The organism is Ferrovibrio sp., from assembly GCF_041906005.1.
Lineage (GTDB): Bacteria > Pseudomonadota > Alphaproteobacteria > Ferrovibrionales > Ferrovibrionaceae > Ferrovibrio.
In genome coordinates this window covers 1,813,569-1,839,651 of the sequence record NZ_JAYRJY010000001.1, presented here as the reverse complement: position 1 = coordinate 1,839,651, position 26,083 = coordinate 1,813,569, and the positions used below count along the sequence as shown (strand labels likewise).

The window sequence follows — 26,083 nt, the reverse complement described above, 5'->3', positions numbered from 1 at the left end:
GCGGCCTTTTTTGTTGCGCATCGATGTGTCGCAAGACCGGACGGATTACCTGCGGTCTGTTATTCCGCCGCCTGGTGCGGTGCAGATTGCGGTGTGTCTTCCCGGCGCCAGCGCAGCGCAACATCGTGCAGCATGTCGAGCATCGGATTGAGCTCCTCGCCGCGCGGTGCCAGCGAGTACGTCACCTGGGGCGGAATGGTGGCGCGATAATCACGATGCACCAGCCGCGCCTCCTCCAACATACGCAGCCGCTCGGTCAGCACCTTGGCCGAGATGCCGTTGATCTCGCGCTTCAGCTCGCCGAAGCGGCGTGGCCCCTGGTTGCGCAGCACATAGAGGATGTAGGTGGTCCATGGCCCCATCAAAAGTCGCAGCACGGCATCGACCGGACAGGCGAATTTTGTATCCGGCAGCGCGGCGGCAGACTTGGCTGTCGTCGATTTGGCGGGCAGGGGGGCGACTGAATCGGGCATGGCGGACATCAGCATAATCCTTGCGGGGAACCGCAGCAGACCCCACAGGCACGGCGGGGACGTGACGGCGGCTACACTCTGGCGAGAGAACAAAGGTTACTTTTAAGTACCTACTTTACTAAAGAAATCAAGGCTGCATATTTGCAATTACCTAAAGTAACTAGATTGTTTTAGGTAATCTTTATTTTCCATATAGAACAGGGGTTTATCCAATGACCAAGGTCGCCATTGTCTATCATTCCGGCTACGGCCACACCCAACGACAGGCCGAAGCCGTCGCCGATGGCATCGCCCGTGTCGCCGGCGCCAAGCCCGTGCTGATCCCCGTAGCCGAGGCTGAGGCCCGCATCGCCGAGCTGAATGCCGCTGATGCCATCGTGTTCGGCTCGCCAACCTATATGGGCAGCGTCTCGGGCCCGTTCAAAACCTGGATGGACAGCACCTCGAAAGTCTGGGGCCAGTGGAACGGCAAGCTGGCCGCCGGCTTCACCAACTCGGCTTCGCAGTCGGGCGACAAGCTGAACACGCTGATGCAGATCTCGGTCTTCGCTGCCCAGCACGGCATGATCTGGGTGAGCCTCGGCCTGATGCCGGGCAACAACAATTCCAAGGGCAGCGTGAACGACCTCAACCGCCTGGGCAGCTTCCTCGGCGCCATGGCGCAGTCGAATGCCGACCAGGGCCCCGAACATGGTCCGATCGCCAGCGACCTGGAAACGGCTAAATATCTGGGCCAGCGCGTGGCCGAAACGGCGAAAGCCTACAAGCCGGCGCGCGAGCTGGTGGATGCGTAAGCCTCAGAGCGTTTCCACCGCAACGGCAAGGGACGGCTGCATCTGGCCGTCCCAGTCGCGGCGGATGAAGACCTGCGCATTGTCGCGCGCGCGGCGCAGCAGACCGAAATCAAGATCGGCGTAAATCCAGCCGGGGCGATTGAGTTCGCCCTGCACGATCACGCCATCATCGGGCAGGCCGCGATCCGGCGTGGCGAACACGCCGGCCCAGCCGACATTCACATCCACTGCAGGCGACCACGCGGCATTGCCCACCGTGGGCGCGACGGCAACATAGATCTGGTTTTCCAGCGCACGGGCACGGGCACCGACCAGCACGCGGTTGGCACCCGCCAGCGTATCCGTGCAGCTGGGCGCCAGAACCAGGTCGGCACCGGCGACGGCCTGGGCATGGGCGATCAGCGGGAATTCAATATCGTAGCAGATGTTGATGCCAAAACGGATTGTCTCGCCGCCAATCTTTGCCTCGAATATTTTCAGCCCGGCGCCGCCCTGGATGATCCATTCCTCGCGCTCGAAGCGCGTCATCTGTCGTTTGTCCTGGAAACCCATCGCACCATGGGGGCTGAAGACATAGGCCCGGTTGATGAAGCCATCGCCCTGCTTGACCGGCAGGCTGGGTGCGACGACGAACACGCCATATTGCCGCGCCAGCGAAGCATAGGTCTCAACGAAGGCATCGTGATAATGCTGCATCGCCGCGATCTGACCGATGAGGTCGCGCTGCGTAGCCTGGGGCAGCAGGGATGCCAGTTCCATGCCCCCATATTCAGGAAACAGCAGCAGCTGCGCCCCGGCTTCAGTGGCTTGTCCTAGCCATGCTGCAGCATTGGCCTGCCAGTCTTCCAGCGCGGCGAATTGTCCGATGGGATATTGCGCGCAGGCAATCTTCATCTGGCTATTCTCATGCCCGCAGGTCCTTCATCCAGTAGACCATCGGCTTGGATGTCTCGGCCACATCGCCGATATCGCGCCAGGAAAAACTGGCGACCAGATCGGGCCGTTTGACATAGCCGCGCTTGTCCCAGAAGGCGTCCAGCGGCACGTAATCGGCCGGCTTCATCGGATGATTCTCGGGCCGCTGCACGGCGCAGAAGCAACAGAGCGGATAGCCGAAGCCGCGCGCTGCCGCTTCGCGTTCCGCGAAGAATTTCACGCCGATGCCATGACCGCGATATTGCGGCAGCAGCACGGATTCGCCGAAATAGAAGATCTGCGCCGTATCCATGCCCGCCTGCACAAACGGCGCGCGCACGTAATCGGCTTCCTCGTCCAATGCCAGGGCGGTGGAGGCGCCGACCACGCGGGCTTCGTTTCCGGCGCCATCCAGTGCCACGACAATGGTGCCGGTTCGCGCCCGGGCATACCGCGTGATATAGCCGCGCTCGTAATCCAGCGAGCCTTCGTACAGATAAGGCCAGGCGCGGAACACCTCGATGCGCAGCCGCGCCAGATCATCCAGCCGGGCGCGCATCTGCTCGCCCGTGAAACGGACAACACGGATGGCGCCGCCGGCGCTGCTCATCCGCCGACCTGCCGGATCCAGTCATTGAGATTGTAGGTGTTGGAAATGCGCGCCACCTTGCCGTCGCGGATCTCGAAGAAGGCACCAGCCGGCAGGCTGTAACGCTGGCCTTCCGCAGGCGGCAGGCCCTCATCGCTTTCCAGATACACGCCCAGTACGGTGAACTCGGCGGCGGCACGCGTGCCATCCGCATTCGTCATGACGAAGAGATCGACGATTTTTTCCTCGTAGCAGCGGTTCATGCGCTCGAGAAACGCGCGGAAAGCGGCCTTGCCTACTTCGCGGCCACCCTGGTTCACGTCATGCACCACATCGTCGGTAAGCAGACCCAGGAAACCCTCGACATCCTTGGCGTTGAAGGCCTCGTAATAGGCCTGGATCAGGGCTTCGGCATCGGTATTGGGCATGGCACGCTCAGCAAAAGAAAAGGGCGCGGACAGCATAACTGTCCGCGCCCGTGATTGCCATAGGACGGGCGAAGGCGGCCCTTACGCCTCCTGATAGGCGACACCCTTCTGCTTCAGGAAATCCTGCAGCTCGCCATTCTGGTACATCTCGCGCACGATGTCGCAGCCACCGACGAACTCGCCCTTCACGTAAAGCTGCGGGAAGGTCGGCCAGTCGGAGAATTCCTTCAGGTGGGTGCGGATCGCCGGATCGGCCAGGATGTCGACGCCCTTGAATTTCAGGCCAAGCCGCGAGAGCACCTGTACGACGGTCGCCGAGAATCCGCATTGCGGAAAGACCGGCGTGCCCTTCATGAACAGCACGACATCGTTGCCGGCCAGTTCCTCGCGGATGCGTTCGAATGTCTGTTCTTTCTCGCTCATGGCGAATGTCCCCTGCAGCTCGTGTTAAGGCGTTTGCGTGGTGAGGGCCAGCGCATGCAATTGACCACCCATGCGGCCCTTCAGCGCGGCGTAGACCATCTGGTGCTGCTGCACCCGGCTCTTGCCGGCGAAAGCGGCCGAAATCACCGTGGCGGCGTAATGGTCGCCGTCGCCGCGCAGGTCGTCGATACGCACCTGGGCGTCGGGCAGCGCTTCCTTGATCATCTTCTCGATCTCGCTGGCATCCATCGCCATCGTCGGGATTCCCCTGGTCCTTGAAAATCTTACAATTCGCCGGCCATGTAGCGCGGCATCCAGCCCTCATGGGCCGATTTCAGCGCCTGCACCGATATGGTACCGAGTCCGGCAAAGGTCAACGCGTCCCCGCCGGTCAGGCCCAGCTTCCGCACCGGCACCCCGGCCGCCTCCAGGGCGGCAATCACGGCTTCCGCCCTGGCGGCCGGGCAGGTCAGCACGTAACGGGCCTGGTCCTCGCCGAAGCCCATCTCGAAGGCATCGCCGTCGGGCAGCGCCACCTCGGCGCCGATCCCGGATGCCATGGCCATTTCCGCCAAAGCCACAGCCAGACCACCATCGGAACAATCGTGCACGGCCGAGACCATGCCCTTGGCGATCAGCGTCCGCACGGCATCGCCATTTTTCCTTTCGGCCTGCAGGTCCACCGAAGGCGGCGGACCGGCTTCCTGGCCGCAGATGTCGCGCAGGTAGACCGACTGGCCGAGATGGCCGCGAGTGTTGCCGACCAGCAGGATGGCTTCACCCGGCAGCTTGAAAGCCAGCGTCGCCATCTGCGCCACGTCATCGAGCACGCCGACCCCGCCGATGGCCGGCGTGGGCAGGATGCCCTTGCCATTGGTCTCGTTGTAGAGCGACACGTTGCCCGAGACGACCGGATAATCCAGCGCCAGGCAGGCCTCGCGGATGCCCTCCACGGCGCCGACGAACTGCCCCATGATCTCGGGCCGTTCGGGGTTGCCGAAATTCATGTTGTCGGTGATCGCCAGCGGCCGCGCGCCCACGGCGGTGATGTTGCGCCAGGTTTCGGCCACTGCCTGCTTGCCGCCTTCGACCGGATCGGCGAAGACGTAGCGCGGCGTGCAGTCCACGCTCATCGCCAGCGCCTTCTTCGGATGGTCTTCCACGCGCACTACCGCGGCATCGCCACCAGGGACCTGCGCCGTGTCGCCGCGCACGAGATAATCGTACTGTTCCCAGATCCAGCGGCGCGAACACATGTCGGGCATGCCGACCAGCTTGCCGAGTGCCTCCACGAAGGGCAGCGGATGGTTGACGCGGCCCAGCGGTTTCTGCGACGGCGTTTTCACCCAGGGGCGATCATATTCCGGCGAGGCCTGGGCCAGCGGATCGATCGGCAGGTCGCCGACCTGCTTGCCATTGAAGCGCAGCACCATGCGGCCGGTATCGGTCAGGTGCCCGATCACGGCGAAATCGAGTTCCCATTTGCGGAAGATCGCCTCGGCCTGGGCTTCCGAGCCCGGCTTGAGGATGATCAGCATGCGCTCCTGGCTTTCGGAGAGCATGAATTCGAACGGCGTCATGCCGGTTTCGCGGGCGGGCACCTTGTCGAGATCGATCTCGATGCCCATGCCGCCCTTGGAGGCCATCTCGAAGGACGACGATGTGAGGCCCGCCGCGCCCATGTCCTGGATGGCGACGATGGTGTCGGTGTTCATCAGCTCGAGGCAGGCCTCGATCAGCAGCTTTTCGGTGAAGGGGTCGCCGACCTGCACGGTGGGACGCTTCTCTTCCGAATCATCGGTGAATTCGGCCGAGGCCATCGAGGCGCCGTGGATGCCGTCGCGCCCGGTCTTGGAGCCGACATAGACGACCGGATTGCCCAGACCGGCGGCGGCCGAATAGAAAATCTTGTCGGTCTTCGCCAGGCCCACGGTCATGGCATTGACCAGGATGTTGCCGTTGTAGCTGGGATGGAAGTTGACCTCGCCGGCCACGGTGGGCACGCCGACGCAGTTGCCATAGCCGCCGATGCCATGCACCACGCCCGACACCAGATGGCGGGTCTTGGGATGATCCGGCGCACCGAAACGCAGCGCGTTGAGATTGGCGACGGGGCGCGCGCCCATGGTGAAGACGTCGCGCAGGATGCCGCCCACGCCGGTGGCCGCGCCCTGGTAGGGCTCGATGAAGGAGGGGTGGTTGTGGCTTTCCATCTTGAAGATGGCGGCCAGGCCGTCGCCGATATCGATCACGCCGGCATTCTCGCCCGGACCCTGGATCACCCACGGCGCCTTGGTTGGCAGGGTCTTGAGCCACTTCTTCGACGACTTGTAGGAGCAATGCTCCGACCACATCACCGAGAAGATGCCGAGTTCCACCTGGTTGGGCTCGCGGCCCATGATCTCCAGCACGCGGTCGTATTCGTCGCGCGTCAGGCCCATCAGGTCGTTGGGATACTGCACGGCCTTCTTAACGTCACTCACGACAGGCTCTCCGCGATGCTCTCAAACAGACCATACCCATCCATGCCACCGCAGACAGGATCGGTGGCGTCTTCCGGATGCGGCATCAGGCCCAGCACGGTCTTCTTGGCGTTGTAGATGCCGGCGATGTTGCCGACCGAACCGTTGAGATTGGTTTCGGGCGACACGGTGCCGAGCGGATCGGCATAGCGGAAGGCGATCTGGTCGTTGTCTTCCAGCCGCTTCACCATGTCGGCACCGGCGGTGTAGTTGCCGTCGTGATGGGCCACTGGCACACGGATGGTCTGGCCCTTGCGATATTTCTTCGTGAACTCGCTGGCCGTGGTCTCGACCCGCAGGTTCACTTCCCTGCAGATGAATTTCAGGCTGGCATTGGTCATCAGCGTGCCGGGCAGCAGGCCCGCTTCGCAGGCGATCTGGAAGCCGTTGCAGACTGCCAGCACGCGCACGCCACTCTCGGCACGCTTCTTCACCTCGCGCATGATCGGCGAATGCGCCGCCATGGCGCCGCAGCGCAGGTAATCACCATAGGAGAAACCGCCGGGCAGCACGATCAGGTCGAGGCCTTCGGGCAGCGCACTGTCACCATGCCATACGTCAATCGGCGGCTTGCCATTGTTGACCTTGGTCAGCGCCAGACGCATGTCGCGCTCGCGGTTGGAACCGGGGAAGGTGATGAGGGCAGCTTTCATCTGGCGTCAGCCCAGCAGTTCGACCGAGTAATTCTCGATCACCGTGTTGGCCAGCAGCTTCTGCGCCATGTCCTTCACCGCGGCTTCGATCTCGGCCTTCGGCTTGGCAGCCAGCGCGCCGGAAAGCTCCAGCTCGATCAGCTTGCCCTGGCGCACCTCGGCGACATCGCTGAACCCGAGCGAATGCAGGGCCTGGCCGATCGCCTTGCCCTGGGGATCGAGCACGCCGTTCTTCAGGCTGACATGGACGCGGGCTTTCATGGAATTCTGTGTCCTTCTCAAAAACTGCGGCTCAAAAAGCTGCGGCGGCCTCTAGCAGGGCCGCCGCGGTATTCTCACGGCGCCTGTATCGCGCCTCTTACTGCATGGTGTCCGGACCCTTGATGTCGCGCGGGCCGCCTTCGGGCAGGATGCCCAGGCGCCGCGCCACTTCCTGGTAGGCCTCGGCGACATTGCCGAGATCGCGGCGGAAGCGGTCCTTGTCCATCTTCTCGTTGGTCTTCAGGTCCCACAGGCGCGCCGAATCCGGGCTGATCTCGTCGGCCAGGATGATGCGCATCTCGTCATTCTGCCACCAGCGGCCGAATTCCAGCTTGAAGTCGACCAGGCGGATGCCGATGCCGAGGAACAGGCCCGACAGGAAGTCGTTGATACGGAGCGCGAGATGCATGATCTCGTCGATCTCCTGCGGCGTGGCCCAGCCGAAGCAGGTGATGTGTTCTTCCGAAACCAGCGGATCGCCCAGTTCGTCGTTCTTGTAATAGAATTCGACGATGGAGCGCGGCAGGTTGGTGCCCTCGGCGACGCCCAGCCGGGTCGCCAGCGAACCGGCGGCGACATTGCGCACCACCACCTCGAGCGGGATGATCTCGACTTCCTTGATCAGCTGCTCGCGCATGTTCAGGCGGCGCACGAAATGGGTCGGGATGCCGACCTCGCCCAGCCGTGTCATCAGGTATTCGGAGATGCGGTTATTCAGCACCCCCTTGCCGGTGATGGTGCCTTTTTTCTTGTTGTTGAACGCGGTCGCGTCGTCCTTGAAATACTGCACCAGAGTGCCCGGCTCCGGCCCCTCAAACAGGACCTTTGCCTTGCCCTCATAGACCTGTCTGCGGCGCGTCATGGCACACCCGTAATCTGTTAGGGGAAGCGGGGGGATTTGCTCGGCCCTTGAATAGCGCAAGGGGATCGCTGCCGCAATCGGCCGGCGGCAGAATAGCGCCGGAAATTCCACCGGGCGGCCGGGGCAGAAGGGCGGTTTTCCGCCGCAAAATGCCGCAGCCGCCGACCCTTGCGGCACGCCCCGCCGCTCTCCTATATAACGGGCACGCCAGACCGCATGATAACGAGGCCCGGATGACCACCTTCGACGACCGCAAGGATGCCTTCGAGAAGAAGCATGCCCATGACGAGGAGCTCGCTTTCAAGGCGACCGCGCGGCGCAACAAGCTGCTGGGCCTGTGGGTGGCCGAGCAGATCGGCCTGACCGGCGACAAGGCCGAAGCCTATGCCAAGGACGTCGTGGCCGCCGATTTCGAGGAAGCCGGCGACGCCGATGTGATCCGCAAGGTGCAGGCCGACCTGAAGGCCAAGAATGTCGAGATTTCCGATCACCGGCTGCATGCCAAGCTGGCCGAGCTGCTGGAAGTCGCCAAGAAGCAGGTCGCCGGCTAAATATCTGATTTTACAAATAAAAGACGGCGAGGATTGTCAGCCGGGCAGTACGGTTTTGGGCTGACGCATCGCAAAAGTTGTCCACTCGGGTGAGACACGCCTTTTGCGTGTTAACCTAGCCGGCCACGGCGACAGTCTGGCGCATGGCCCCAACAGCCGTTGCAAAGCCGACAAGCGCTGCGCGGATATCCGCCTCCACGCCGGGCTGGATCAGAATGTCATCCATCTCGCCGACATTGCGGCCGAGCAGCGGCACGGTGACTGTCGCTTCGCGGATAAGCCGCGCCGACATCGTCACGAGGATTTCGGCCAGGGCCTGGCGGCTGATATCGCTGCGCGCCGAGGCATGGAACAGCGCCATCGGTTTGTCGACGAGTTCACCGCTGGCCACGATCCAGTCCAGCGCGTTCTTCAAGCCGCCAGGCACGCCATGGGCATATTCAGGGCAGGCCACCAGCACGCCATCACTTTGGCGCAGCCGGCGCCGGAAATCCTCCACTGCCGGAATTCCCGGCTCAATATCGTCATCGGGATTGAAAATCGGCAGATGGCCGAGACCGTCATAGAGCGAGACAATCATGCCGGGCGGCGCGAGGCGGCAGGCGGCGCGCAACAGGGCCATGTTGGTGGAAGCGGCGCGCAGGCTGCCTGAAATCGCCAGTATCTTCATCGACCATCTTATCGTTCTGCAGGGGCATCGGGCCGGGTTGCCAGCCAAAGCCCTAGCAGCAATACGGCCAGCCCCGCCAGTAAAGGCAGCGTGAGCGGCTCGGCCAGAAACAGCGCGCCGAACAGACCGGCCGCTACCGGACTCAGGCCCAGAAAGATCGTTACCCGCGTCGGCGAGGCATGGCGCAGGGCCCAGAGCCAGACGGCGTAGAAGATGCCGCTGGAAATGCCGATGAACAGCACTGCCGCCCAGCCTTGCGCGCTGTAACCCTGCCAGCCGGCGAATAGGCCTTCAGGAATGCTGAGCAGCAGCAGGAACGCCACACTGGCCAGCATGGCGAAAGCACCCATGGGCAGGGTCGGATACCGTTGCAGATAAGGTCGGTACAGCACGGAGCAGATGGCGCCGCAAAGCGCAGCGAGCAGCACGGCAAACTCGCCGAGAAGCCCGGTTCCACCGGCGGGATCAAGCAATCGCTCACCCAGCGCCAGCGCCACACCCAGAATGGTGAGCAGCACGCCGATGCTTTTGTTCAAGGTGAGTTTTTCACGACCCAGCGGTGCCGCCACGATCATGGTGAGCAGCGGAAAACTGGCGAACAGCAAGGCGGCACGCGCCGCCGGGATCAATGACAGGCCAAAATTCAATAAGGCGATCAGCAAGCCGAATTGTACGATGCCAAGGCCGGCAATGGGCAGGATATCGCGCCGGGCAAACTGCATCGGCTGTTTCTGCCACCATAACACCGGCAGCAGGCAAAGCGCGCCGATGGCATAGCGGAACATCGCCAGCGTGGCCGGCCCGCTCTCGCCCACCACGAACCGCGTCGCCACCATGGCGGCGCCGACCTGGATACCGACACTGGCGGCCGCCAGAATAGGCCAAGAAGGCTTCACAGTTTCAGATCCCAGGTCTCGCCGACCAGATCCTTGCCGAAGCTACGATGCTTTTCGCTGGCTACCAGCTTGAAGCCGGCCTTTTCATAAATTCCACGCGCCGCTGTCAGCACGCTGTTGGTCCAAAGCGTAATCTTCTTGTAGCCCACCTTCCGTGCGAAACGGATGCACTCCGCCACCAGCGCCTTGCCCACTCCCAGGCCACGCGCCTTGGGATCGACGATCAATACGCGCAGCTTGGCTACCGTTTTATTTTTGCGGATCAGGAAAACGCTGCCGACCCGTTCGCCGTTCAGCTCGGCAATCCAGGCTCGCTCGCAGGTGGGATCAAAGTCACGCAGGAATTGCGCACCAACTTCGGCAGCCAGGGCCTCGAAACTGTCGTCCCAGCCATATTCCTCGCTATAAAGTTCGGCATGACGCTGCACCATCCAGCCAATATCGCCGGGCCGATGCGGCCGCAGGATGACCTTGGGTTTCGCAGGCTTTGCGCTGGCGGCGCCGCCGAGCAGGCTTTCGATCTCGTCCATCGCCGCGCCCAGGCGCGTTCGTTCGGCCGGTGACAGCCGCGCCAACAGCGGTTCCAGTACGCGGTTGGAGGCCGCTTCCAGGGGCGCCATGGTCCTGCGGCCTTTCGGCGTGATTTGCAGCAGATTTTGCCGCGCATCGTCCTTGGCCGGCTCGCGCGTCACCATGCCCTGCTTGGTGAAACGCCCCAGCATGCGGCTGAGATAACCGGCATCCAGGCCCAAATCGCGTACCAGGTCGCTGGCCGTGACGCGGTCGCGATGCGCCAGCTCGTAAAGCACGCGGGTTTCAGCCAGCGAGAAGGGGGCATAGAGTTTGCCGTCTTCCAGCACGCCGATCTTGTGGGTGTAGAATCGGTTGAACTGCCGCATGCGCTCAACCTGCTGCATAAGGGCAGCCCGCGGCGGACGGGCGGATTTAACGGCCATGGCGTTTCCTCAAACTTGGCCCGGCCAGTCTCGGCAAATTACTTGACTGAGTCAAGTATATCGGAAAACCGCCGCCTCCAACGCGGCCATATCGGTGCCGGGTGAAAATCCCGCCGCCGTGATACCCTCGGCAGGACGGTGATAGACGGCCACCACGCTGCCCGGCCCGCCGCCACTATGGCCCTCCACATGCAGGCCGGTTGCGGCTTCGCCACACATCAGGCCCAGACCATAACCCGGCGCCAGCCAGGGCCGGTCAGTGACTGGACCCCCCAGCCAATGCGGCTTTCGCATCGCTCGCAACAGATCGGGCGGCAGCAAGTCGCCGGTCAGCAGGCCATGCAACAGCAGTACGGCGGCATGAAGCGGCCCGATCAGCAGACCGTGATAGACCCAACCCGGATGATAGCCTTCGACGATACCCGGCAGGCCGGCGAGATCGGCGCGGGTCTGCGCCAGACGCACGCCATCGATGCCCAATGGCCTGAACACCAGCCGATCCAGTGCCATGCCCAACGGCTCGCCCGCGGCATGGGCGACAATCTGCGCCAGATGCCAATAACCGATATTGGAATAGCCCCAGCCTTCGCCCGGCGGATAACGCAGCCGCGTGGCCTCGCATCGCATCAGCAGATCGGCGGCAGGCCACGGTTCGTCGCCGCGCTCCACGGCAGCCAGATATTCCGCCAGGCCGCCGTAATCGGGCAGGCCGGACCGATGCTGCAGCAGATGCCGCAATGTATAGGGTGCATCGGGCTGGGCGTCGTCGAGATGGAGCAAACCGTCACGCACCAGGGCGAGGGCGGCGGTAGCGATTGCGGTTTTGGTGAAACTCCACCACGGCACGGCAGATGAGTCCGGCGGAGACGAAAGGCTGCTGGCAAGAATCATGTCCATGCCGTCAGCATAACCGGCGCGGCGGGCGCCGTCAGGCCCTGAGGTGGCTGAGGAAATTTTCGCGCCAATGGGTGATGGTGTTGGTCCGCAGCACGGCCATCATCGTTTCCCAGCGCGAGCGGCGTTCATCCAGCGGCATGGTCAGTGCGCGGTCGAGCGCTTCGGCCAGCGCTTCGGTATCATAGGGATTGACGATCAGCGCACCATGCATCTCGCGTGCCGCGCCAGCAAAGCGCGAGAGCACCAGAACACCGGGATCGTCAGGGTCCTGCGAGGCAACATATTCCTTGGCCACCAGGTTCATGCCATCGCGCAGCGGCGTGACGAAACCGACCTTGGCGTGGCGGTAGAATCCCGACAGCGTCTCGCGCGAGAAGGCCTTGTTGAGATAGCGCACCGGTACCCAGTCGAATTCGGCGAATTTGCCGTTGATGCGGCCGGTAAGCCCGTCCAGTTCATTGCGCAGCTTGCGATACTGCGCGACCTCGCCGCGCGAGATTGGGGCGATCTGCATGAAGGTGACCTTGCCGCGATGCTGCGGCCAAGACCCGAGCAGATGATGAAAGGCTTCGAAGCGCTGCGGGATTCCCTTGGAATAATCCAACCGGTCAACTCCGATCACCAGATTTCGGCCCGCCAGGCTTTCGCTCAGGCGCGAGGTTTCCGGGCTGCTGGCGCCGATTTTGGCAAGACGAACGAATCCTTCGGTATCGATGCCGATTGGAAAGGCGCCGACACGCAGCTGACGGCCGTAGGCGGAAATGCGACCATCGTCGCTTACGCTGCCCTGCGCTTCATGCAGGATATATTCGGTCAAGGCACGCAGATCGCCGGCCGTCTGGAACCCGATCAGGTCATAGGCACACAGGTCGCGTATCAGCCGCTCGTGCCCAGGCAGTGCGGCCAGTACTTCGGGTGCCGGGAAGGGGATATGCAGGAAAAACCCGATGCGATTCTGCACGCCACGCCGGCGCAACTCGGCAGCCAGCGGGATAAAATGATAATCATGAATCCAGATCACGTCGTCTGGTTTCAACAACGGCACCAGCGCATCGGCGAAGCGGGCATTGACGGACAGATAGCCTTCCCAACTGGCGCGGTTGAAATTGATCAGGCCAAGCCGGTAATGGCAAAGCGGCCATAGCGTGGCGTTGGCGAATTCCAGATAGAACTGGCGGTGCTCGTCGGGCGACAGGTCCAGCACGGCATAATCGACGCGACCCTGACGGGCGTGACGTGGTTTGGTGGATGATTGTTCGCTCACCTCACCGCTCCAGCCAAACCACAAGCCGCCATGTGCCTGCAATGCCTCACGCAAAGCCACGGCCAGGCCGCCGGCCCGGCTGAGACGTTCGCGCGGCATCGCCACGCGGTTGGAAACCACTACGAGCCGCGCCAAAACGCTTCCTCCCATGTCTTTGACAGACGCATGGCGCAGACGATCAAGCCAACCATCGAGTAGGTCTGTGGGAAGTTTCCCCATAACTCACCTGTGGCTGTATCGATATCTTCCGACAGCAGGCCAAGATGGTTGCGTGCCGCCAGAAGACCTTCGAATATTTCCCGTGCTTCCTCGCGACGTCCCACGGCGGCCAATGCATCGACGTACCAGAAGGTACAAATCGAAAAGGCGTTGTGTGGCGCCCCGAAATCATCCGGTGCCACATAGCGCATCAAATGATTGCCACGACGGAGCACCCGCCCGATGGCATCCAGCGTGCCGAGGAAACGCGGATCGTCAGCCGCGACGAAACCGATTTCTTGCAACAGCAATAGCGACGCATCGAGGTCCCTACCGTTAAAACTCTCGACGAAGCTGTTCAGTTCCGTGTTCCAGGCCTGTTCCAAGATCGCCTTGCGGATACGCTGGGCATGGTCAGCCCAGTAGCTCGCACGGGCATCCAGTCCCAGCACGCCGGCAATCTTGGACAGCCGCCGGCAGGCCGCCCAGCACATCGCCGCCGAATGGGTATGCACCCGGGCACGGCCGCGGAATTCCCACAATCCGGCATCGGGCGTGAGCGCCAGTGCGGCGGCTTTTTCGCCCAGCCCTTCGAGCTGTTCGAACAGGGCGACCTCGCCGCGGCGCGGCAGGCGGCGGTCGAAAAACATCTGCGCCACCGCCAGCACGATGGAGCCATAGGTATCGTTCTGACGCTGGGCGAAGGCGGCATTGCCGAGCCGCACCGGCCCCATACCGCGATAACCCTGCAGGCCCGGAACATTGCGCTCCTCCAGGCTGCCCGATGGATTGAGCGCATAGACCGGCTGTAATTCGGCGTCGGGATGGAGTGCCACAACCGTCGTGATATAGCGGAGAAAATCCTCCATCGTTTTGGTCGCGCCCAGACGGTTCAGCGCCTGCACGGTGAAATAGGCATCGCGCAACCAGCAGAAACGGTAATCCCAGTTGCGCGGCGTGTTGGCGGCTTCGGGGATCGAGGTGGTAAGAGCGGCCAGGATGCCGCCAGTCTCCTCGGCCGCGCAGAGTTTCAGGGTGATGGCCGCCCGGATCACCGCCTCCTGCCATTCGAACGGCACCGACAGGTAACGCACCCATTCGACCCAGTATTCGACCGTACGCTCCTGGAATTCGCGCGCCATATGGGTGATCGAAGCGGTAAAGCTTTCATCGGGACCGAAGATCAGCGTCACCGGGCCGGTCAGTACGAATTCGCTTTCGGCATCGATATAGGCGATCGGCGCATCGGTGGTCAGCCGCAGGGCTGCGCCCGGCACCGTAAATCGAATGTGATTGCTGCCCAGGGTGCGGCTTGGTTGTGTGGCGCCATAGTCGAACAGCGGACGCACGCGAATGCGCACGACCGGCGTGCCACTCAGAGGTTCGATACGGCGGATCAGCATGGCCGGACGATAGATGCGGTCATGCTGCTTGAAACGCGGACAGAAATCGGTGACGCGGATGCTGCCGCCCTGTTCGTCGGTCAATGTGGTGACCAGAACTGCGGTATTGTCGATATACTGCTGCGTCTTCTGCTTGAGATCGCGCAGCTCGATGGCAAAAACGCCAGCATCGGGAAATTTGGGCTGCAGCAGGTCGCAAAAGACGGGGTCGCCATCCAGTCGTGGCGCGCAATGCCATACGATGCGACCATTGCGATCGATCAGGGCGGCCACCACGCAATTGCCGATCACGCCCAGATCAAGAGTTTTGGGTTCTGTCATGTCCTGCGCTCCGCAAAGGCCGCGAGCCAGCCGCGCACCGCATCGGCATCGGCAAAACAGGCCCGCCCGGGCCAGGACCGGGCCAAAGCCCCCACCGGCAAAGCCAAACCGCCCGCACGTTCCACAACGCGGAAGCCGTCTTCGTCCGTACGGTCATCGCCGATGAAAACCGGTCGCCGGCCGGCAAAGGCCGGCTGATCCAGAAAGAGGCTCACCGCCGAGCCCTTTGACAGGGCGGCATCCTTCACCTCCCAGACATCGCGACCGGGCAAGAGCATCAAGCCAGGATAATCTTCCAGCAATTCGGCCAGCCGCGCGCCGAGTTCGGCCCCCCTGGCCGGCGCCTGGCGATAATGGATGGCCAGCGCATGGCTCTTGCGTTCGATCAGGATGCCGGGATGTTGGGCAGCAAAATCCGCCGCCATATTGTGCAGGGCCTCGGGCAGCGGCGCTGATGCGACCGGACGGATATCCGCCTGCGACGTAGGCCGCCATTCGCTGCCATGCTGGCCCGCCGCGGCAAGCCGCAACGGCTCGAACAGACGGTCGACACTGTCCAATGCACGGCCAGACACCAGCGCGATCGCGCCGTCGAGCCGAATGTTTGCGATGCGAAGGTGGTCGCGCAGGCCGGACGGCACCACCACGCGATCAGGCGCCTCGGCGATATCGAGCAGTGTGCCGTCGATATCGAGAAACAGCGCCCAGTCAGTTTGCGGCAATGGCGGCAATGCCGGCACGCCGTTGCCGGTGAAAAACGGTTCGGTCATCAAAACGAACGGCCCCCGGAAATCGGGTGATGAAAACAGAAAATATTTTCTCGGATTTCCAAGAAGATTTAGAAGCCGAACGCCGGATTACAACCCCGGTTCCGCGCTTTGGTACGGACAGGGCGGATCATGAGGGGAACATTCATGCATTTCAGGCCATCTGCGGCTCCGGCATCCCTGCCACCGACTGCAGGAAATCGATCAGATATGAATTGACCCGGTCCGGCTGGACGACTGGTGCCATATGGGCCGCGCCGGCCAAATTTATATAATGCGCAGCCGACAGCAGACGGCGCAGTTCGGCAATCACGCCGCGCATCGCCAGTGTGGTCTCGCTGCCGCAAAGCAGCAGCACCGGCATGGCCAGGGATTTCAGGCCGGCTGCCCTGGTTCCACCTGCCTGCAACAGCTCGCGGAATTGGCTCGCCACCGTGCTCATGCAACTCGCGACATAGGCTTGCATATGCTCCGGCATCGCTTGCAGGGCGCCGGGCCCAACCCAGTAATCGAGGAAGGCGACGGCTGCGGCGCGCGCATCGCTATTTGCCACCAGTTCGATATGGCGCTGCGCCACCAATGCGATTTCATGCCAGGCATCGTACTGGCTGCTATCACGCAACAGGCCGAAAGCTACCGGCTCATACATGGCCAGAGAGGCGATGCGCCGTGGCTGGTGGCGCGCGAGTTCCAGCGCCATGGCGCCCCCGTAGGAATGCCCGACCAGATGCACCGGGGCTTCCATACGCTCAAGCAGCGCGGTCAACAATGCAATTTCTTCCTCCAGCGTGGGCCTGCCGTGATCGGGCATCGGCGTTTCGCCATGACCGATCAGATCTGGCGCCACGATATGCCAGCCAGGACCAAGCGCTGCGATCAGCGGTCGCCACTGCCGGTGCGAAGCAGCGCCGGAATGCAGCAGCATCAGGCGTGGCGCATTGTTTTCGACACAGCCATTGTCGAACCAGGACAAGCGGCCCGCAGCCGTTTCCAGCATCGGCATCGCAGCAGCTCCTAGATTTTCAGGCCAGGAATCAGGACCGGGACCCGGCGGCGATAATCGCGATAACGGCCGCCGAAGGTTGCGATTAGATCGCGCTCTTCATAGATGATGCCGACCACGATATAGGCGCTCATGCCAATGGCGAAGAGCAGATGGCCCACCGACATCTGCGGCGTGGCCCAGAAGATCACAAGCCAGCCGGTATAAATCGGATGCCGCATGTAGCGATAAAGCCAGGATGTGCGGAATTCGTCATGCGGCACCGGCAGGTTGCGCCACTGACGAAAAGGCTGCGCCAGGCCGAACAGTTCGAAATGGTTGATCATGAAGGTGGCGGCGACCAGCAGCAGCCAGCCGAAGCCATGGAGCATCCAGATCAGCGTGGCATTGAAGCCATCCTGCACCTGCCAGACCATGGCCGGCAGCGGCTGCCAAAGCATGATCAGCACTGCCACCATGATTGACGACGCCACCAGATAGACGGCGCGCTGCAGATGCACCGGCACGGTTGCCGACAGCCACTGCTTGAAGCCGGGCCGCGCCATCACGCTGTGCTGCAGGCCGAACAGGGCGATCAGGCCGAGATTGAGAGCGCCGGCGAGCCAGGGAGAAACCGGCGGAAAGATCGAGGCGTCGATATGAATCGGCAGTCCCAGAGCGGTGCTGAGCGGGCTGGCGATGAACAGCAGCAGGGCCACGCAGGCGAGGCCAAATCCGAGATAGGCAAACAGGGCAAACAGCAATCCGGCCATGGGGCGACTCCTTTGCGAGATGCAGGCGACGGAACGCGCCGATACATAGCAACAATATTGATAATATCAATATAGTTGATATTACATTCCCGTGAACGGCCCTTGCCTGGACCGGCCGCCGCCCGGGGTCGTTGCCAGTAGCCCTCTGGAATCCTTGGTGTATGCTGCGTCGACGCATCCCTTCCGGTTTCAGGGTCCCGCCGATGAAGGCCACCATAAAACAACCTGCCCCGCGCGACCCGGCCGCCGGCAGGGACATCTTCGATTCGCCGCCGGGATCCGTCGACGAGATCATTACGCTGTTTTATCTGGGCTACCGTGCCGGCGTGGCCGGACCGGGCCGCGTGCTCGACAAGCTCGGCTTCGGCCGCCCGCATCACCGCATCCTCTATGTGGTGGCCCGGCATCCCGGCATAGCCATTGCCGGTCTGATCGAGACGCTGGCGGTATCGCGACAGGCGCTGCACCGGCCGCTGGGCGATCTGGTCAAGCAGGGCTATGTCGCGCAGAAGGCGGCGCCGACCAACCGCCGGCTCGCTTTGCTGACGCTGACGCCCAAGGGCGCGGCACTGGAGAGCAAGCTGACAGATCTGCAATACCAAGCCTTTGCCAAGGCCTTTGCCGCGACCGGGCCGGAAGCCGAGCAGCACTGGAAAGCCGTAATGCGCGCGCTGGCCGACCAAGTGAGGCCCGCCTTCACGGTGTAGATAGAGACCCTGCCGCTATTATCTACACGCTGCGATCACGCCGCCGCACGGCCTGACAAAGCCACCATGCGATAGCGCTGGGCAATCGGGCTGGCCGGTTTCAGGAACAACCGCTCGGCGCTCAGGGCCTGCACCAAGCCAAGATCCCCGTCGCGTTTCGCCGCCTCGATCAGGGTAAGGTCGAGCAGGTCACGCTGGGCATGGCTGCCGCCGAAACGGCCGGCGATATAACGCAGCGGCCGCAAGCGCTGCACCGTATCCGCATAATGCCCGCCCTGGAAGGACACCAACGCCTGCGCCAGCGGCAGACCAATCTGTGCCGCCATGGCAGCATTATCGCCACGTTTGTCGGCAGCAGCGCGCCGCAGCGTGGTCATCTGCTGTTCCATAAGGTCACGCCGGCCGGCGCCGATGAAACTGATCAAGGCGTGTATGTCATTGAAGCTGTAGATACCGTCCTGCACCAGGCCCGACCAGGCTTCCGCCAGTTCGCTCCAGCGCTTCATGCCCGCATCGAGCCCGCGCAGATAGAGCCTCCACAGCACCGCGGAAGCATCGATCATGTCGAGGACCACGGTGGATCGGCCACCGCGGATATGCCGGTCATACAGCGCCAGCACCTCGTCATGCTCGTCGCGGTCCAGATGGAACAGCGCGAGATGCCACCAGTTATGCACCGCCATCATGTTGTCTTCGGCCCAATGCGGAATGCGGTCGCGCGACCAGCGGACGCCGTCTTCCGTGCGGCCCTGCATTTCCATCACATGGGCCACGGCGTGATGGGCCCAGGCATCGCGCGGCTCCAGCGCACAGGCTGCGCGGCCGGCGGCCTCGGCACGGGCATAATCGCCGCTTTCCTCCAGACCAAAGGCCAGCATGCCCTGCACCGCATGCCAGCCGGGCCGTTGGGCATCCCACGCCGGCAATACACGCAACACGCGATCGCGCAGATTGCGCGACAGGCCGCGATAGAAGTCGAACAGATGACCCATCTGCAGGGCCAGCAGATCATGCGGATGGTCGAGCAGGATGTCGTCGAAGCGTTCGCCGGCATCGTCGAAACGGCCATCGGCCAGCGCCTCGGCGGCGGCGACATGCAGTTTCTCGCGCTCGGTGCGGCCGTGCCGACGGGCCAGCGCGATGCTCTCGCGGGCCGTCGCCAGGCCGGCCGCCTCGGTGCCGCTGAGATAAAGATGGGCGCGCAGGGCATGAGCCATGGCGAAATCGGGCTGGCCGGCGATCACCGTCTCGATCGCTTCCACCGGGTTGCCGCGATAGCAGTGAAACTGGGCGAGTGCGTCTTCATAGCCCGCCAGGGCATCGGCCGTGGCACCGCTGCAGACCTGGCCGTGAGAATCCTTGATCATCGTGTCCGTCTCCGACTGTACTATAGAACTGACCAGTCGGTATAAATAAGAATTTTCCCCGCCGTCAAGGTATATATGGCCCCTTGGCCTGCAACCGCAGGAACTCATTATTTCTTTGAATACAATGAGTTTTCATGGATTTCATGACATTCTGCGGATTGTCATTCACCGTCTTGTGAAACCGACCAGACGGTCTATATTGAAAACTTTAGAGGAGTTCCAATGGCTCGCGACGGCACGGCAACCCGCACGGCGATCATGGATGCCGCCCAGGCGCTGATCCTGGAAACCGGCTTCGCCGCCGCTTCGGTGGATGCCGTGATCGCGCGCGCCGGCATCACGAAAGGCACCTTCTTCTACCACTTCAAGACCAAGGCCGATCTGGCTCTGGCCCTGGTGCAGCGCGATGCCGCCCATGACGCGGCCTTGCTGGACGCCAATATGACTCGGGCCGAGGCCCTGAGCCGCGATCCGCTGCAGCAGATCCTGATCTGCATGGGGCTTTATGAGGAAGAGCTGGAAAAGCTGACGGCTCCCTATCCCGGCTGCCTCTATGCCGCCTTCATCTACGAGGCACAGTTGTTCGACGATCAGACGCTGGCTGTCGCGCGCGCGGTGTTCAGCAGCTGGACCGCGCGTATCCTGGACAAGCTGGAAGCGGTGATGAAACTCTACCGTCCGCGCCTGCCGGTGGACCTGAAAACCCTGGCCGAGATGAGCCTGGTGCAGGCCGAGGGCGCCTATATCCTCTCCAAGGTGCAGCGCGATCCCAAAGCGGTGGCGGCCCAGTTCCGGCATTACCGCAATTATCTCGAACTGCTGTTCATGCCTGCCGATGGCCCCGTCTCCCGTTAATAGCGGGAGTGTGAAACCGGCCCCGCTGGACGCGGAAGCGGCGTGCGCCTAGGCTTCTGTCCATGGCAGGGGGCGGACGTTTCGAGGACATCTACAGCCGGACCAAGCTGGCTTCCGGGCTGGTGCTGTTCACCTTCCTGATCACCCATCTGACCAACCATGCATTGGGCGTGATCTCGCTCTCGGCCATGGAGGCCGGCTCGGCGCTCTTTACATTGCTGTGGCGCAGCTGGCCAGGCAGCCTCCTGCTGTATGGTGCCGTGCTGCTGCACCCGATGCTGGCACTCTATAACTGGCTGCGCCGCGGCCACTATCGCGGCATTCCGTGGCAGGGCTGGACACAGATTACGCTTGGTCTCCTGGTGCCGCCGCTGGCCGTCGATCATGTGATCGGCACCCGGGCGCTGAATGCCGCTTTTGATCTCAACGATTCCTACGCCTATGTGCTGATGGTGCTGTTTGTGCAGGAACCGCAGATCGGCCTGCGTCAGAATCTGCTGATCCTGGTTGCCTGGGGCCATGGCTGTATCGGCGTTTATTACTGGCTGCGGCTGAAACCGGCTTTCGAGCGGCTCTGGCCTTTCCTGTATGCCATCGCGCTGTTGCTACCGATGCTGGCCATTCTCGGTTTCGTTTCCGGCGGCCGTTCGGTGATGCTGCTGATGCAGCGCGAGGAATGGCTGGACGCCTTCCGGACCGGGTTGAACTGGCCCGGCGCCGCCGGACAGGAATTCGGCATCCGCGCCATCGAAATCGCCTATGGCGTGATGATCCTGCTGCTTGGCTCGGCGCTGGTCGGCCGCGGCCTCTCCGCGCTGCTGCAGCGCCGGCGTGGCAGCATCACCATTCAATATCCCGACGGCCGGCGCTATCGCGGCCAGGCCGGTGCTTTAAATGTGCTGGAAGCCAGCCGTGCCATCGGCTATCCCCATGCCGCCGTCTGCGGCGGCCAAGGCCGCTGTTCCACCTGCCGCGTGCGGATAAGCGGCGAAGGTGCCGCGATGCTGCCACAACCCGATGCCGCCGAACGCCGCGTGCTGGACCGTATCGGCGCTCCGCCCGGCGTGCGGCTGGCCTGTCAGATCCGGCCGGAGGCGGATATCGCCATCACACCGCTGCTGCCGGCCGGCGTGCCGGCGAAAGTGGTTTATGGCGCGGCCAGCCATGCCCAGGGCGCCGAGCGGCGCATCGCCATCCTGTTTGCCGATTTGCGCGGCTTCACCAAGCTGTCGGAAAGCAAACTGCCCTATGACGTGGTGTTTGTACTGAATCAGTATTTCAAGACGATGGGCGAAGCGGTGGAAGGCGCCGGTGGGCGGCTCGACAAATTCATCGGCGACGGCGTGATGGCCCTATTCGGCATCGAGGAGGGCCCCGAGGAAGGCTGCCGCCGCGCGCTGGATGCGGCCCAGCGCATGGCGGCGGGTTTGAGCCGGCTGAACGAAGCGTTGAAGATGGATCTCGACCAGATGCTGAAGCTGGGCATCGGCATCCATTGCGGCCCCGCCATCGTTGGCGAGATGGGCCATGGCAGTGCCATGCACCTCACCGCCGTCGGCGATGCCGTGAATACTGCCAGCCGGCTGGAAAGCGCCACAAAGGATTTTGCCGCCGAACTGGTGATCTCGGCCGAGGTGGCCGAACGCGCCGGACCAGCGGCGCTGGCCGCTCTGTCCTGGCAACATGAAACCGTGCATCTGCGCGGCAAATCCGAGCCGCTGGCCGTGCTGGTGGCACAGAAGATCGCAGCACCACAGCCGGCGGAATAACGCCGGCTTGACCTTCATCAATCCCGATGGCTGACCGAATGGCTAGATTGCGGCTAGAATGCTGCATCATCCGCCGCACGGAGTAGCGCAATGACGAATGCTCACCGTCTGACCGAACAGGATACCGCCTTGCTGCGCGACCTGCGCAGCCATAGCGCCCGCCGCCGCACATCCCGCTCTGGTACCGCCGGCACAGCGCAGGCCGCGGCACGCGATATAGGCGCCCGCGTTTCGGATGCCGTAGCCGCCGTGGTCGGCTCCTGGCGTTTCATCTTGCTGCAGACGGCATTGCTGGTGGCATGGCTGGTCGGCAATGCCATAGGCGGGCGTGATGCCTGGGACCCTTACCCTTTCATCCTGCTGAATCTTCTGTTGTCGTTCCAGGCTGCCTACACGGCGCCGATCATCATGATGAGCCAGAACCGCCAGGCCGATATCGACCGCCAGCGCGCCGAGAGCGACTACAGCATCAACATCAAGGCCGAACTGGAGATCGAGCTGCTGCACCAGAAGATCGATCTGTTGCGCGAGCAGGAAATCCTCGCGCTGACCAAAGCCGTGAATACCCTGGCCGAGAAACTGGACGGCCAGAGAAACGAAAGCCACAAAGAGTAAAACAAAGGCGCCAGATAATATGCTGAAGCTTAAACGCGTTGCCATCGACACTTATCGCGAGAGCATCGCCTATCTCAGCCGCGCCTGCCCGCTCTATCGTGCCGAGGAGTTCCAGGCGCTGGGCCGCATCGAAGTGAAATCGGGCAGCCACTGCATTCCCGCTACGCTGAACATCGTGGATGATCCCAGCCTGCTGGCGCCCGACGAGCTGGGCCTGTCGGAAGAAGCCTTCCGCCTGTTCGGCCGCGCCGAGGGCAGCCATGTGAGCATCGAGCATCCGCGTCCGGTGGAAAGCCTGGAGGCTGTGCGCGCCAAAATCCAGGGCCGGGTGCTAAGTGAGGCAGAATATCATGCCGTGATCCGCGACGTGGCCGCCCAGCGTTATTCCAAAATGGACATAGCCGCCTTCCTGGTCGGCTGCGCCAGCTTCATGACGCCCGACGAGGTATTGAGTCTGACCAAGGCCATGGCGAATGTGGGCCATCGCCTGGAATGGGACCACAAGATGGTGGTCGACAAACATTGCATCGGCGGCATACCGGGCAACCGGACCTCTATGATCGTGGTGCCCATCGTGATGGCCCATGGTCTGACGATTCCCAAAACCTCGTCGCGCGCCATCACCTCGCCCGCCGGCACTGCCGATACGATGGAGGTTCTGGCGCGGGTCGATATCGGTACCGACGAGATGCGCGCCATCGTCGAGAAGATCGGCGGCTGTCTGGTCTGGGGCGGGCGGGTGAATCTTTCGCCGGCCGACGACGTGCTGATCACCGTGGAACGTCCGCTGCGCATCGACACCCGCGAGCAGATGGTGGCCTCGATCCTGTCCAAGAAACTCACCGCCGGAGCGCGTTTCCTGGTGCTCGATATACCGGTCGGCCCAACGGCGAAGGTGCGCAGCCAGGAAGAGGCCGTACGGCTGCGCAAGCTGTTCCAGTATGTCGCGGGCGCACTGGACCTGCCGATTGAAGTTGTGCTGACCGATGGCCGTGAGCCGATCGGCAATGGCATTGGCCCGATGCTGGAAGCCCGCGACGTAATGGCAGTTCTGCGCAACGAGAAAACCGCGCCGCAGGATCTGCGCGAGCGGGCCATCCTGCTGGCCGGCGTACTGATCGAGGCCGATGCCGGCATCACCGGTGGCCAGGGTCTGCGCCGTGCCCGCGAACTGCTGGATTCCGGCGCGGCACTGAAAGCCATGGAGCGCATCATCGAAGCCCAGGGCCCCAGCGGCCTGAGCATCACCCCAAGCCCGACCGGCTATGAAGTGCTGGCGCCGAAGGACGGCGTAGTGATGAGCATCGACTGCCTGCGCATCGCGCGTATCGCGCGCGTGGCCGGCGCACCGGCCTTCAAGGGAGCCGGCGTCGACCTGCTGAAGAAAACCGGCGACACCGCGCGCAAGGGCGAACCACTCTATCGCATCCACGCCGCCCTGCCGGCCGACCTGGGCTTCGCCGCCGACCTAGCCGCGCAGGATAGTGGTTTCATCGTCAACGGCAGTCCGGCCTAACAAACAAAGCCCGCGTTACAGAAAGAGTTCCGTCATGTCCGCCACGCTGAGTTTCCATGGTGCCGCCGGTGTCGTCACCGGTTCCTGCTATCGCCTGCAACTGGCCAACCGCAGCATTCTGATCGATTGTGGCATGTTCCAGGGCGACAAAACCCTCAAGGAGCTGAATTACAGCACCTGGCCTTTCGATCCACGTCAGATCGATGCCGTGCTGCTGACCCACGCCCATATCGATCATAGCGGCCTGATTCCGAAACTGGTGAAGGCAGGCTTTCGCGGCCCGGTCATGACCACCGAGGGCAGCGCCGATCTGCTGCGTTACATGCTGCCCGATTCCGGCGGCATCCAGGAGATGGAGGTCGAAAGGCTGAACCGGCGCAACCAGCGGCGCGGACGCGGCATCGTGCAGCCGATCTACACCGAGCAGGATGCCGTCGATAGCCTGAAGCAGGTCGTCAAACGCGATTACGATAACTGGTTCGAGGTGATTCCCGGCATCGAAGCGCGGCTGTGGAATGCCGGCCATATCCTGGGCGCCGCCTCGATCGAGCTGAAGATCGCCAATGGTGAACGCGAGCCGCTGAAACTGCTGTTCTCTGGCGATATCGGGCCCGAGCACAAGGTTCTGCAGAAAAGCGCCGCCGCCCCGACCGACCTCGATGTCGTGGTCATGGAATCGACCTATGGTGGCCGGCCGCGACCCAAACTGGATTCACAGCAACGCCGGGCTACCCTGGCGGCCGAGGTGAACGAGGCATTGGCCCAGGGCGGCAATCTGGTGATCCCCGCCTTTGCCGTGGAGCGCACCCAGGAATTGCTGGCCGATCTGATCACGCTGATGCATGACGGCGCCGTGAAGCGCGTGCCGATTTTCGTCGATTCACCACTGGCGCTGAACATCACTGAGGTCTTTGCCCGGCATTTCCACCATGAAAAGGAGATGCAGGCGGCCACCATGGCATCCACCGGCGGCAACCTGCATTTCACCAGAAGCGTGCAGGAAAGCATGCAGATCGAACAGGTGACCGGCGGCGCCATCATCATTGCCGCATCGGGCATGTGCGAGGCTGGCCGCATCCGCCATCACCTGAAGAACAACCTGTGGCGGCCGAACGCCACCATCCTGCTGATCGGCTACATGGCGCCGGGTACGCTGGGCTCGTTGCTGGAGCGGGGTGAGCGGGCCGTGCGCATTCAGGGCGACGAACTGGAGGTGCGGGCGCGCATCCGCAAGCTGGAAATCTATTCCGGCCATGCCGACCATGACGAATTGCTGGACTGGCTGAAAGACCGCCTGCCGATACGGCGCGGCCTGATGCTGACCCATGGCGAACCCGATGCGGTGGCCGCCCTGCGCGCCGCCATCTCGTTATGGGACAAAAGCACCTTGCCGCTCGGCCAGCTGCCGCAGATCTATGCGCCGCGACTGGACGAGTTCTATGCCCTGAACCATGCGCATCCCAAGCTGTTGAAGACGCCGCAGGTGCAAAAGCGGCTGGATCGGTATGCCGAGGCCGAGGCGTTGTCGGGCCATGACTGGCATAACGACTATGCCCGTCTGATGCTGCAGGTGCAGGCTGAACTGCGCGGCGCGAAATCGGATGCCGAACGCCGCCGCCTGCTCAAGAAGCTGCAACGCGTGCTGGGACGGTAAAA

Annotated in this window: 28 protein-coding genes; 8 read left to right on the top strand and 20 right to left on the bottom strand. The window is 62.8% G+C overall.

Going from position 1 to position 26,083, the window contains the following annotated elements; genetic code table 11:
- Positions 1-59 precede the first annotated feature (59 nt).
- Positions 60-482: a winged helix-turn-helix transcriptional regulator gene (locus ACE3OO_RS08885; RefSeq protein ID WP_374301892.1), complete on the bottom strand. Its 423-nt coding sequence runs from the start codon at positions 480-482 to the stop codon at positions 60-62.
- A gap of 203 nt (positions 483-685) precedes the next feature.
- On the opposite strand from ACE3OO_RS08885, the gene ACE3OO_RS08880 reads away from it, so the two are divergent.
- Positions 686-1,267, top strand: coding sequence for a flavodoxin family protein (locus ACE3OO_RS08880; RefSeq protein ID WP_374301891.1), 582 nt, complete (start codon positions 686-688; stop codon positions 1,265-1,267).
- Positions 1,268-1,270: 3 nt separating this feature from the next.
- Here the strand turns inward: ACE3OO_RS08880 and ACE3OO_RS08875 are convergent, their stop codons facing one another.
- From ACE3OO_RS08875 to purC, 9 genes are all read right to left on the bottom strand, one after another.
- On the bottom strand, positions 1,271-2,161 hold the full coding sequence (locus tag ACE3OO_RS08875) for a carbon-nitrogen hydrolase family protein (RefSeq protein ID WP_374301889.1): 891 nt from the start codon (positions 2,159-2,161) through the stop codon (positions 1,271-1,273).
- 10 nt (positions 2,162-2,171) lie between these two features.
- Positions 2,172-2,792: a GNAT family N-acetyltransferase gene (locus tag ACE3OO_RS08870; protein WP_374301887.1), complete on the bottom strand. Its 621-nt coding sequence runs from the start codon at positions 2,790-2,792 to the stop codon at positions 2,172-2,174.
- Complete coding sequence (locus ACE3OO_RS08865; RefSeq protein WP_374301885.1) at positions 2,789-3,199, bottom strand: ketosteroid isomerase-related protein; 411 nt, start codon at positions 3,197-3,199, stop codon at positions 2,789-2,791. The genes ACE3OO_RS08870 and ACE3OO_RS08865 overlap by 4 nt, the downstream gene beginning before the upstream one ends.
- 81 nt (positions 3,200-3,280) lie before the next feature.
- Positions 3,281-3,622, bottom strand: a complete 342-nt coding sequence (gene grxD / locus ACE3OO_RS08860) for a Grx4 family monothiol glutaredoxin (RefSeq protein ID WP_374301883.1) — start codon at positions 3,620-3,622, stop codon at positions 3,281-3,283.
- A 24-nt stretch (positions 3,623-3,646) separates the two neighbouring features.
- Positions 3,647-3,877, bottom strand: a complete 231-nt coding sequence (locus tag ACE3OO_RS08855; protein WP_374301882.1) for a BolA family protein — start codon at positions 3,875-3,877, stop codon at positions 3,647-3,649.
- A gap of 29 nt (positions 3,878-3,906) precedes the next feature.
- The gene (gene purL / locus ACE3OO_RS08850; RefSeq protein WP_374304677.1) at positions 3,907-6,063 is read right to left on the bottom strand and encodes a phosphoribosylformylglycinamidine synthase subunit PurL; all 2,157 of its coding nucleotides are present in this window, start codon (positions 6,061-6,063) and stop codon (positions 3,907-3,909) included.
- 38 nt (positions 6,064-6,101) lie between these two features.
- Positions 6,102-6,797 carry a phosphoribosylformylglycinamidine synthase subunit PurQ gene (gene purQ / locus ACE3OO_RS08845; RefSeq protein WP_374301880.1) on the bottom strand — a complete coding sequence of 232 codons (696 nt, stop codon included), beginning with the start codon at positions 6,795-6,797 and terminating at the stop codon, positions 6,102-6,104.
- Positions 6,798-6,803: 6 nt separating this feature from the next.
- Positions 6,804-7,058 carry a phosphoribosylformylglycinamidine synthase subunit PurS gene (purS, locus tag ACE3OO_RS08840; RefSeq protein ID WP_374301878.1) on the bottom strand — a complete coding sequence of 85 codons (255 nt, stop codon included), beginning with the start codon at positions 7,056-7,058 and terminating at the stop codon, positions 6,804-6,806.
- Positions 7,059-7,155: 97 nt separating this feature from the next.
- The gene (gene purC / locus ACE3OO_RS08835) at positions 7,156-7,920 is read right to left on the bottom strand and encodes a phosphoribosylaminoimidazolesuccinocarboxamide synthase (protein WP_374301876.1); all 765 of its coding nucleotides are present in this window, start codon (positions 7,918-7,920) and stop codon (positions 7,156-7,158) included.
- A gap of 233 nt (positions 7,921-8,153) precedes the next feature.
- Here purC and ACE3OO_RS08830 point away from each other — a divergent pair, with 233 nt between their 5' ends.
- The gene (locus tag ACE3OO_RS08830; protein ID WP_374301874.1) at positions 8,154-8,471 is read left to right on the top strand and encodes a DUF1476 domain-containing protein; all 318 of its coding nucleotides are present in this window, start codon (positions 8,154-8,156) and stop codon (positions 8,469-8,471) included.
- 115 nt (positions 8,472-8,586) lie between these two features.
- Here the strand turns inward: ACE3OO_RS08830 and ACE3OO_RS08825 are convergent, their stop codons facing one another.
- The 9 genes from ACE3OO_RS08825 to ACE3OO_RS08785 form a co-directional block, all read right to left on the bottom strand.
- A complete protein-coding gene (locus tag ACE3OO_RS08825; protein ID WP_374301872.1) occupies positions 8,587-9,141 on the bottom strand; it encodes an NADPH-dependent FMN reductase in 555 nt (184 codons plus the stop codon).
- An 8-nt stretch (positions 9,142-9,149) separates the two neighbouring features.
- Positions 9,150-10,037, bottom strand: coding sequence for a DMT family transporter (locus ACE3OO_RS08820; RefSeq protein WP_374301870.1), 888 nt, complete (start codon positions 10,035-10,037; stop codon positions 9,150-9,152).
- Positions 10,034-10,954, bottom strand: a complete 921-nt coding sequence (locus ACE3OO_RS08815; protein ID WP_374301868.1) for a GNAT family N-acetyltransferase — start codon at positions 10,952-10,954, stop codon at positions 10,034-10,036. The genes ACE3OO_RS08820 and ACE3OO_RS08815 overlap by 4 nt, the downstream gene beginning before the upstream one ends.
- A 90-nt stretch (positions 10,955-11,044) precedes the next feature.
- Entirely contained in the window at positions 11,045-11,890 is an 846-nt protein-coding gene (locus tag ACE3OO_RS08810; protein ID WP_374301866.1) for a serine hydrolase domain-containing protein, read from the bottom strand.
- Positions 11,891-11,921: 31 nt separating this feature from the next.
- Positions 11,922-13,289 (bottom strand): alpha,alpha-trehalose-phosphate synthase (UDP-forming), encoded by a 1,368-nt coding sequence (otsA, locus tag ACE3OO_RS08805; RefSeq protein WP_374301864.1) that lies wholly within the window; start codon positions 13,287-13,289, stop codon positions 11,922-11,924.
- On the bottom strand, positions 13,274-15,076 hold the full coding sequence (locus tag ACE3OO_RS08800; RefSeq protein WP_374301862.1) for a glycoside hydrolase family 15 protein: 1,803 nt from the start codon (positions 15,074-15,076) through the stop codon (positions 13,274-13,276). The genes otsA and ACE3OO_RS08800 overlap by 16 nt, the downstream gene beginning before the upstream one ends.
- Entirely contained in the window at positions 15,073-15,846 is a 774-nt protein-coding gene (gene otsB / locus ACE3OO_RS08795) for a trehalose-phosphatase (protein WP_374301860.1), read from the bottom strand. The genes ACE3OO_RS08800 and otsB overlap by 4 nt, the downstream gene beginning before the upstream one ends.
- 151 nt (positions 15,847-15,997) lie before the next feature.
- Positions 15,998-16,846: an alpha/beta fold hydrolase gene (locus ACE3OO_RS08790; protein WP_374301858.1), complete on the bottom strand. Its 849-nt coding sequence runs from the start codon at positions 16,844-16,846 to the stop codon at positions 15,998-16,000.
- An 11-nt stretch (positions 16,847-16,857) separates the two neighbouring features.
- Positions 16,858-17,598 carry an isoprenylcysteine carboxylmethyltransferase family protein gene (locus ACE3OO_RS08785; protein ID WP_374301856.1) on the bottom strand — a complete coding sequence of 247 codons (741 nt, stop codon included), beginning with the start codon at positions 17,596-17,598 and terminating at the stop codon, positions 16,858-16,860.
- Positions 17,599-17,801: 203 nt separating this feature from the next.
- Here ACE3OO_RS08785 and ACE3OO_RS08780 point away from each other — a divergent pair, with 203 nt between their 5' ends.
- Entirely contained in the window at positions 17,802-18,305 is a 504-nt protein-coding gene (locus ACE3OO_RS08780) for a MarR family winged helix-turn-helix transcriptional regulator (RefSeq protein WP_374301854.1), read from the top strand.
- A 35-nt stretch (positions 18,306-18,340) separates the two neighbouring features.
- Here the strand turns inward: ACE3OO_RS08780 and ACE3OO_RS08775 are convergent, their stop codons facing one another.
- The gene (locus ACE3OO_RS08775; RefSeq protein WP_374301852.1) at positions 18,341-19,672 is read right to left on the bottom strand and encodes a tetratricopeptide repeat protein; all 1,332 of its coding nucleotides are present in this window, start codon (positions 19,670-19,672) and stop codon (positions 18,341-18,343) included.
- Between the two features lie 222 nt (positions 19,673-19,894).
- Here ACE3OO_RS08775 and ACE3OO_RS08770 point away from each other — a divergent pair, with 222 nt between their 5' ends.
- From ACE3OO_RS08770 to ACE3OO_RS08750, 5 genes are all read left to right on the top strand, one after another.
- A complete protein-coding gene (locus ACE3OO_RS08770; protein ID WP_374301850.1) occupies positions 19,895-20,527 on the top strand; it encodes a TetR/AcrR family transcriptional regulator in 633 nt (210 codons plus the stop codon).
- A gap of 62 nt (positions 20,528-20,589) precedes the next feature.
- Positions 20,590-22,296, top strand: coding sequence for an adenylate/guanylate cyclase domain-containing protein (locus tag ACE3OO_RS08765; protein ID WP_374301848.1), 1,707 nt, complete (start codon positions 20,590-20,592; stop codon positions 22,294-22,296).
- A 90-nt stretch (positions 22,297-22,386) separates the two neighbouring features.
- Positions 22,387-22,911: a DUF1003 domain-containing protein gene (locus ACE3OO_RS08760; protein ID WP_374301846.1), complete on the top strand. Its 525-nt coding sequence runs from the start codon at positions 22,387-22,389 to the stop codon at positions 22,909-22,911.
- Between the two features lie 19 nt (positions 22,912-22,930).
- Positions 22,931-24,427 carry a thymidine phosphorylase family protein gene (locus tag ACE3OO_RS08755; RefSeq protein ID WP_374301844.1) on the top strand — a complete coding sequence of 499 codons (1,497 nt, stop codon included), beginning with the start codon at positions 22,931-22,933 and terminating at the stop codon, positions 24,425-24,427.
- A gap of 34 nt (positions 24,428-24,461) precedes the next feature.
- Positions 24,462-26,081, top strand: a complete 1,620-nt coding sequence (locus tag ACE3OO_RS08750) for an MBL fold metallo-hydrolase (protein ID WP_374301842.1) — start codon at positions 24,462-24,464, stop codon at positions 26,079-26,081.
- Positions 26,082-26,083 lie beyond the last annotated feature (2 nt).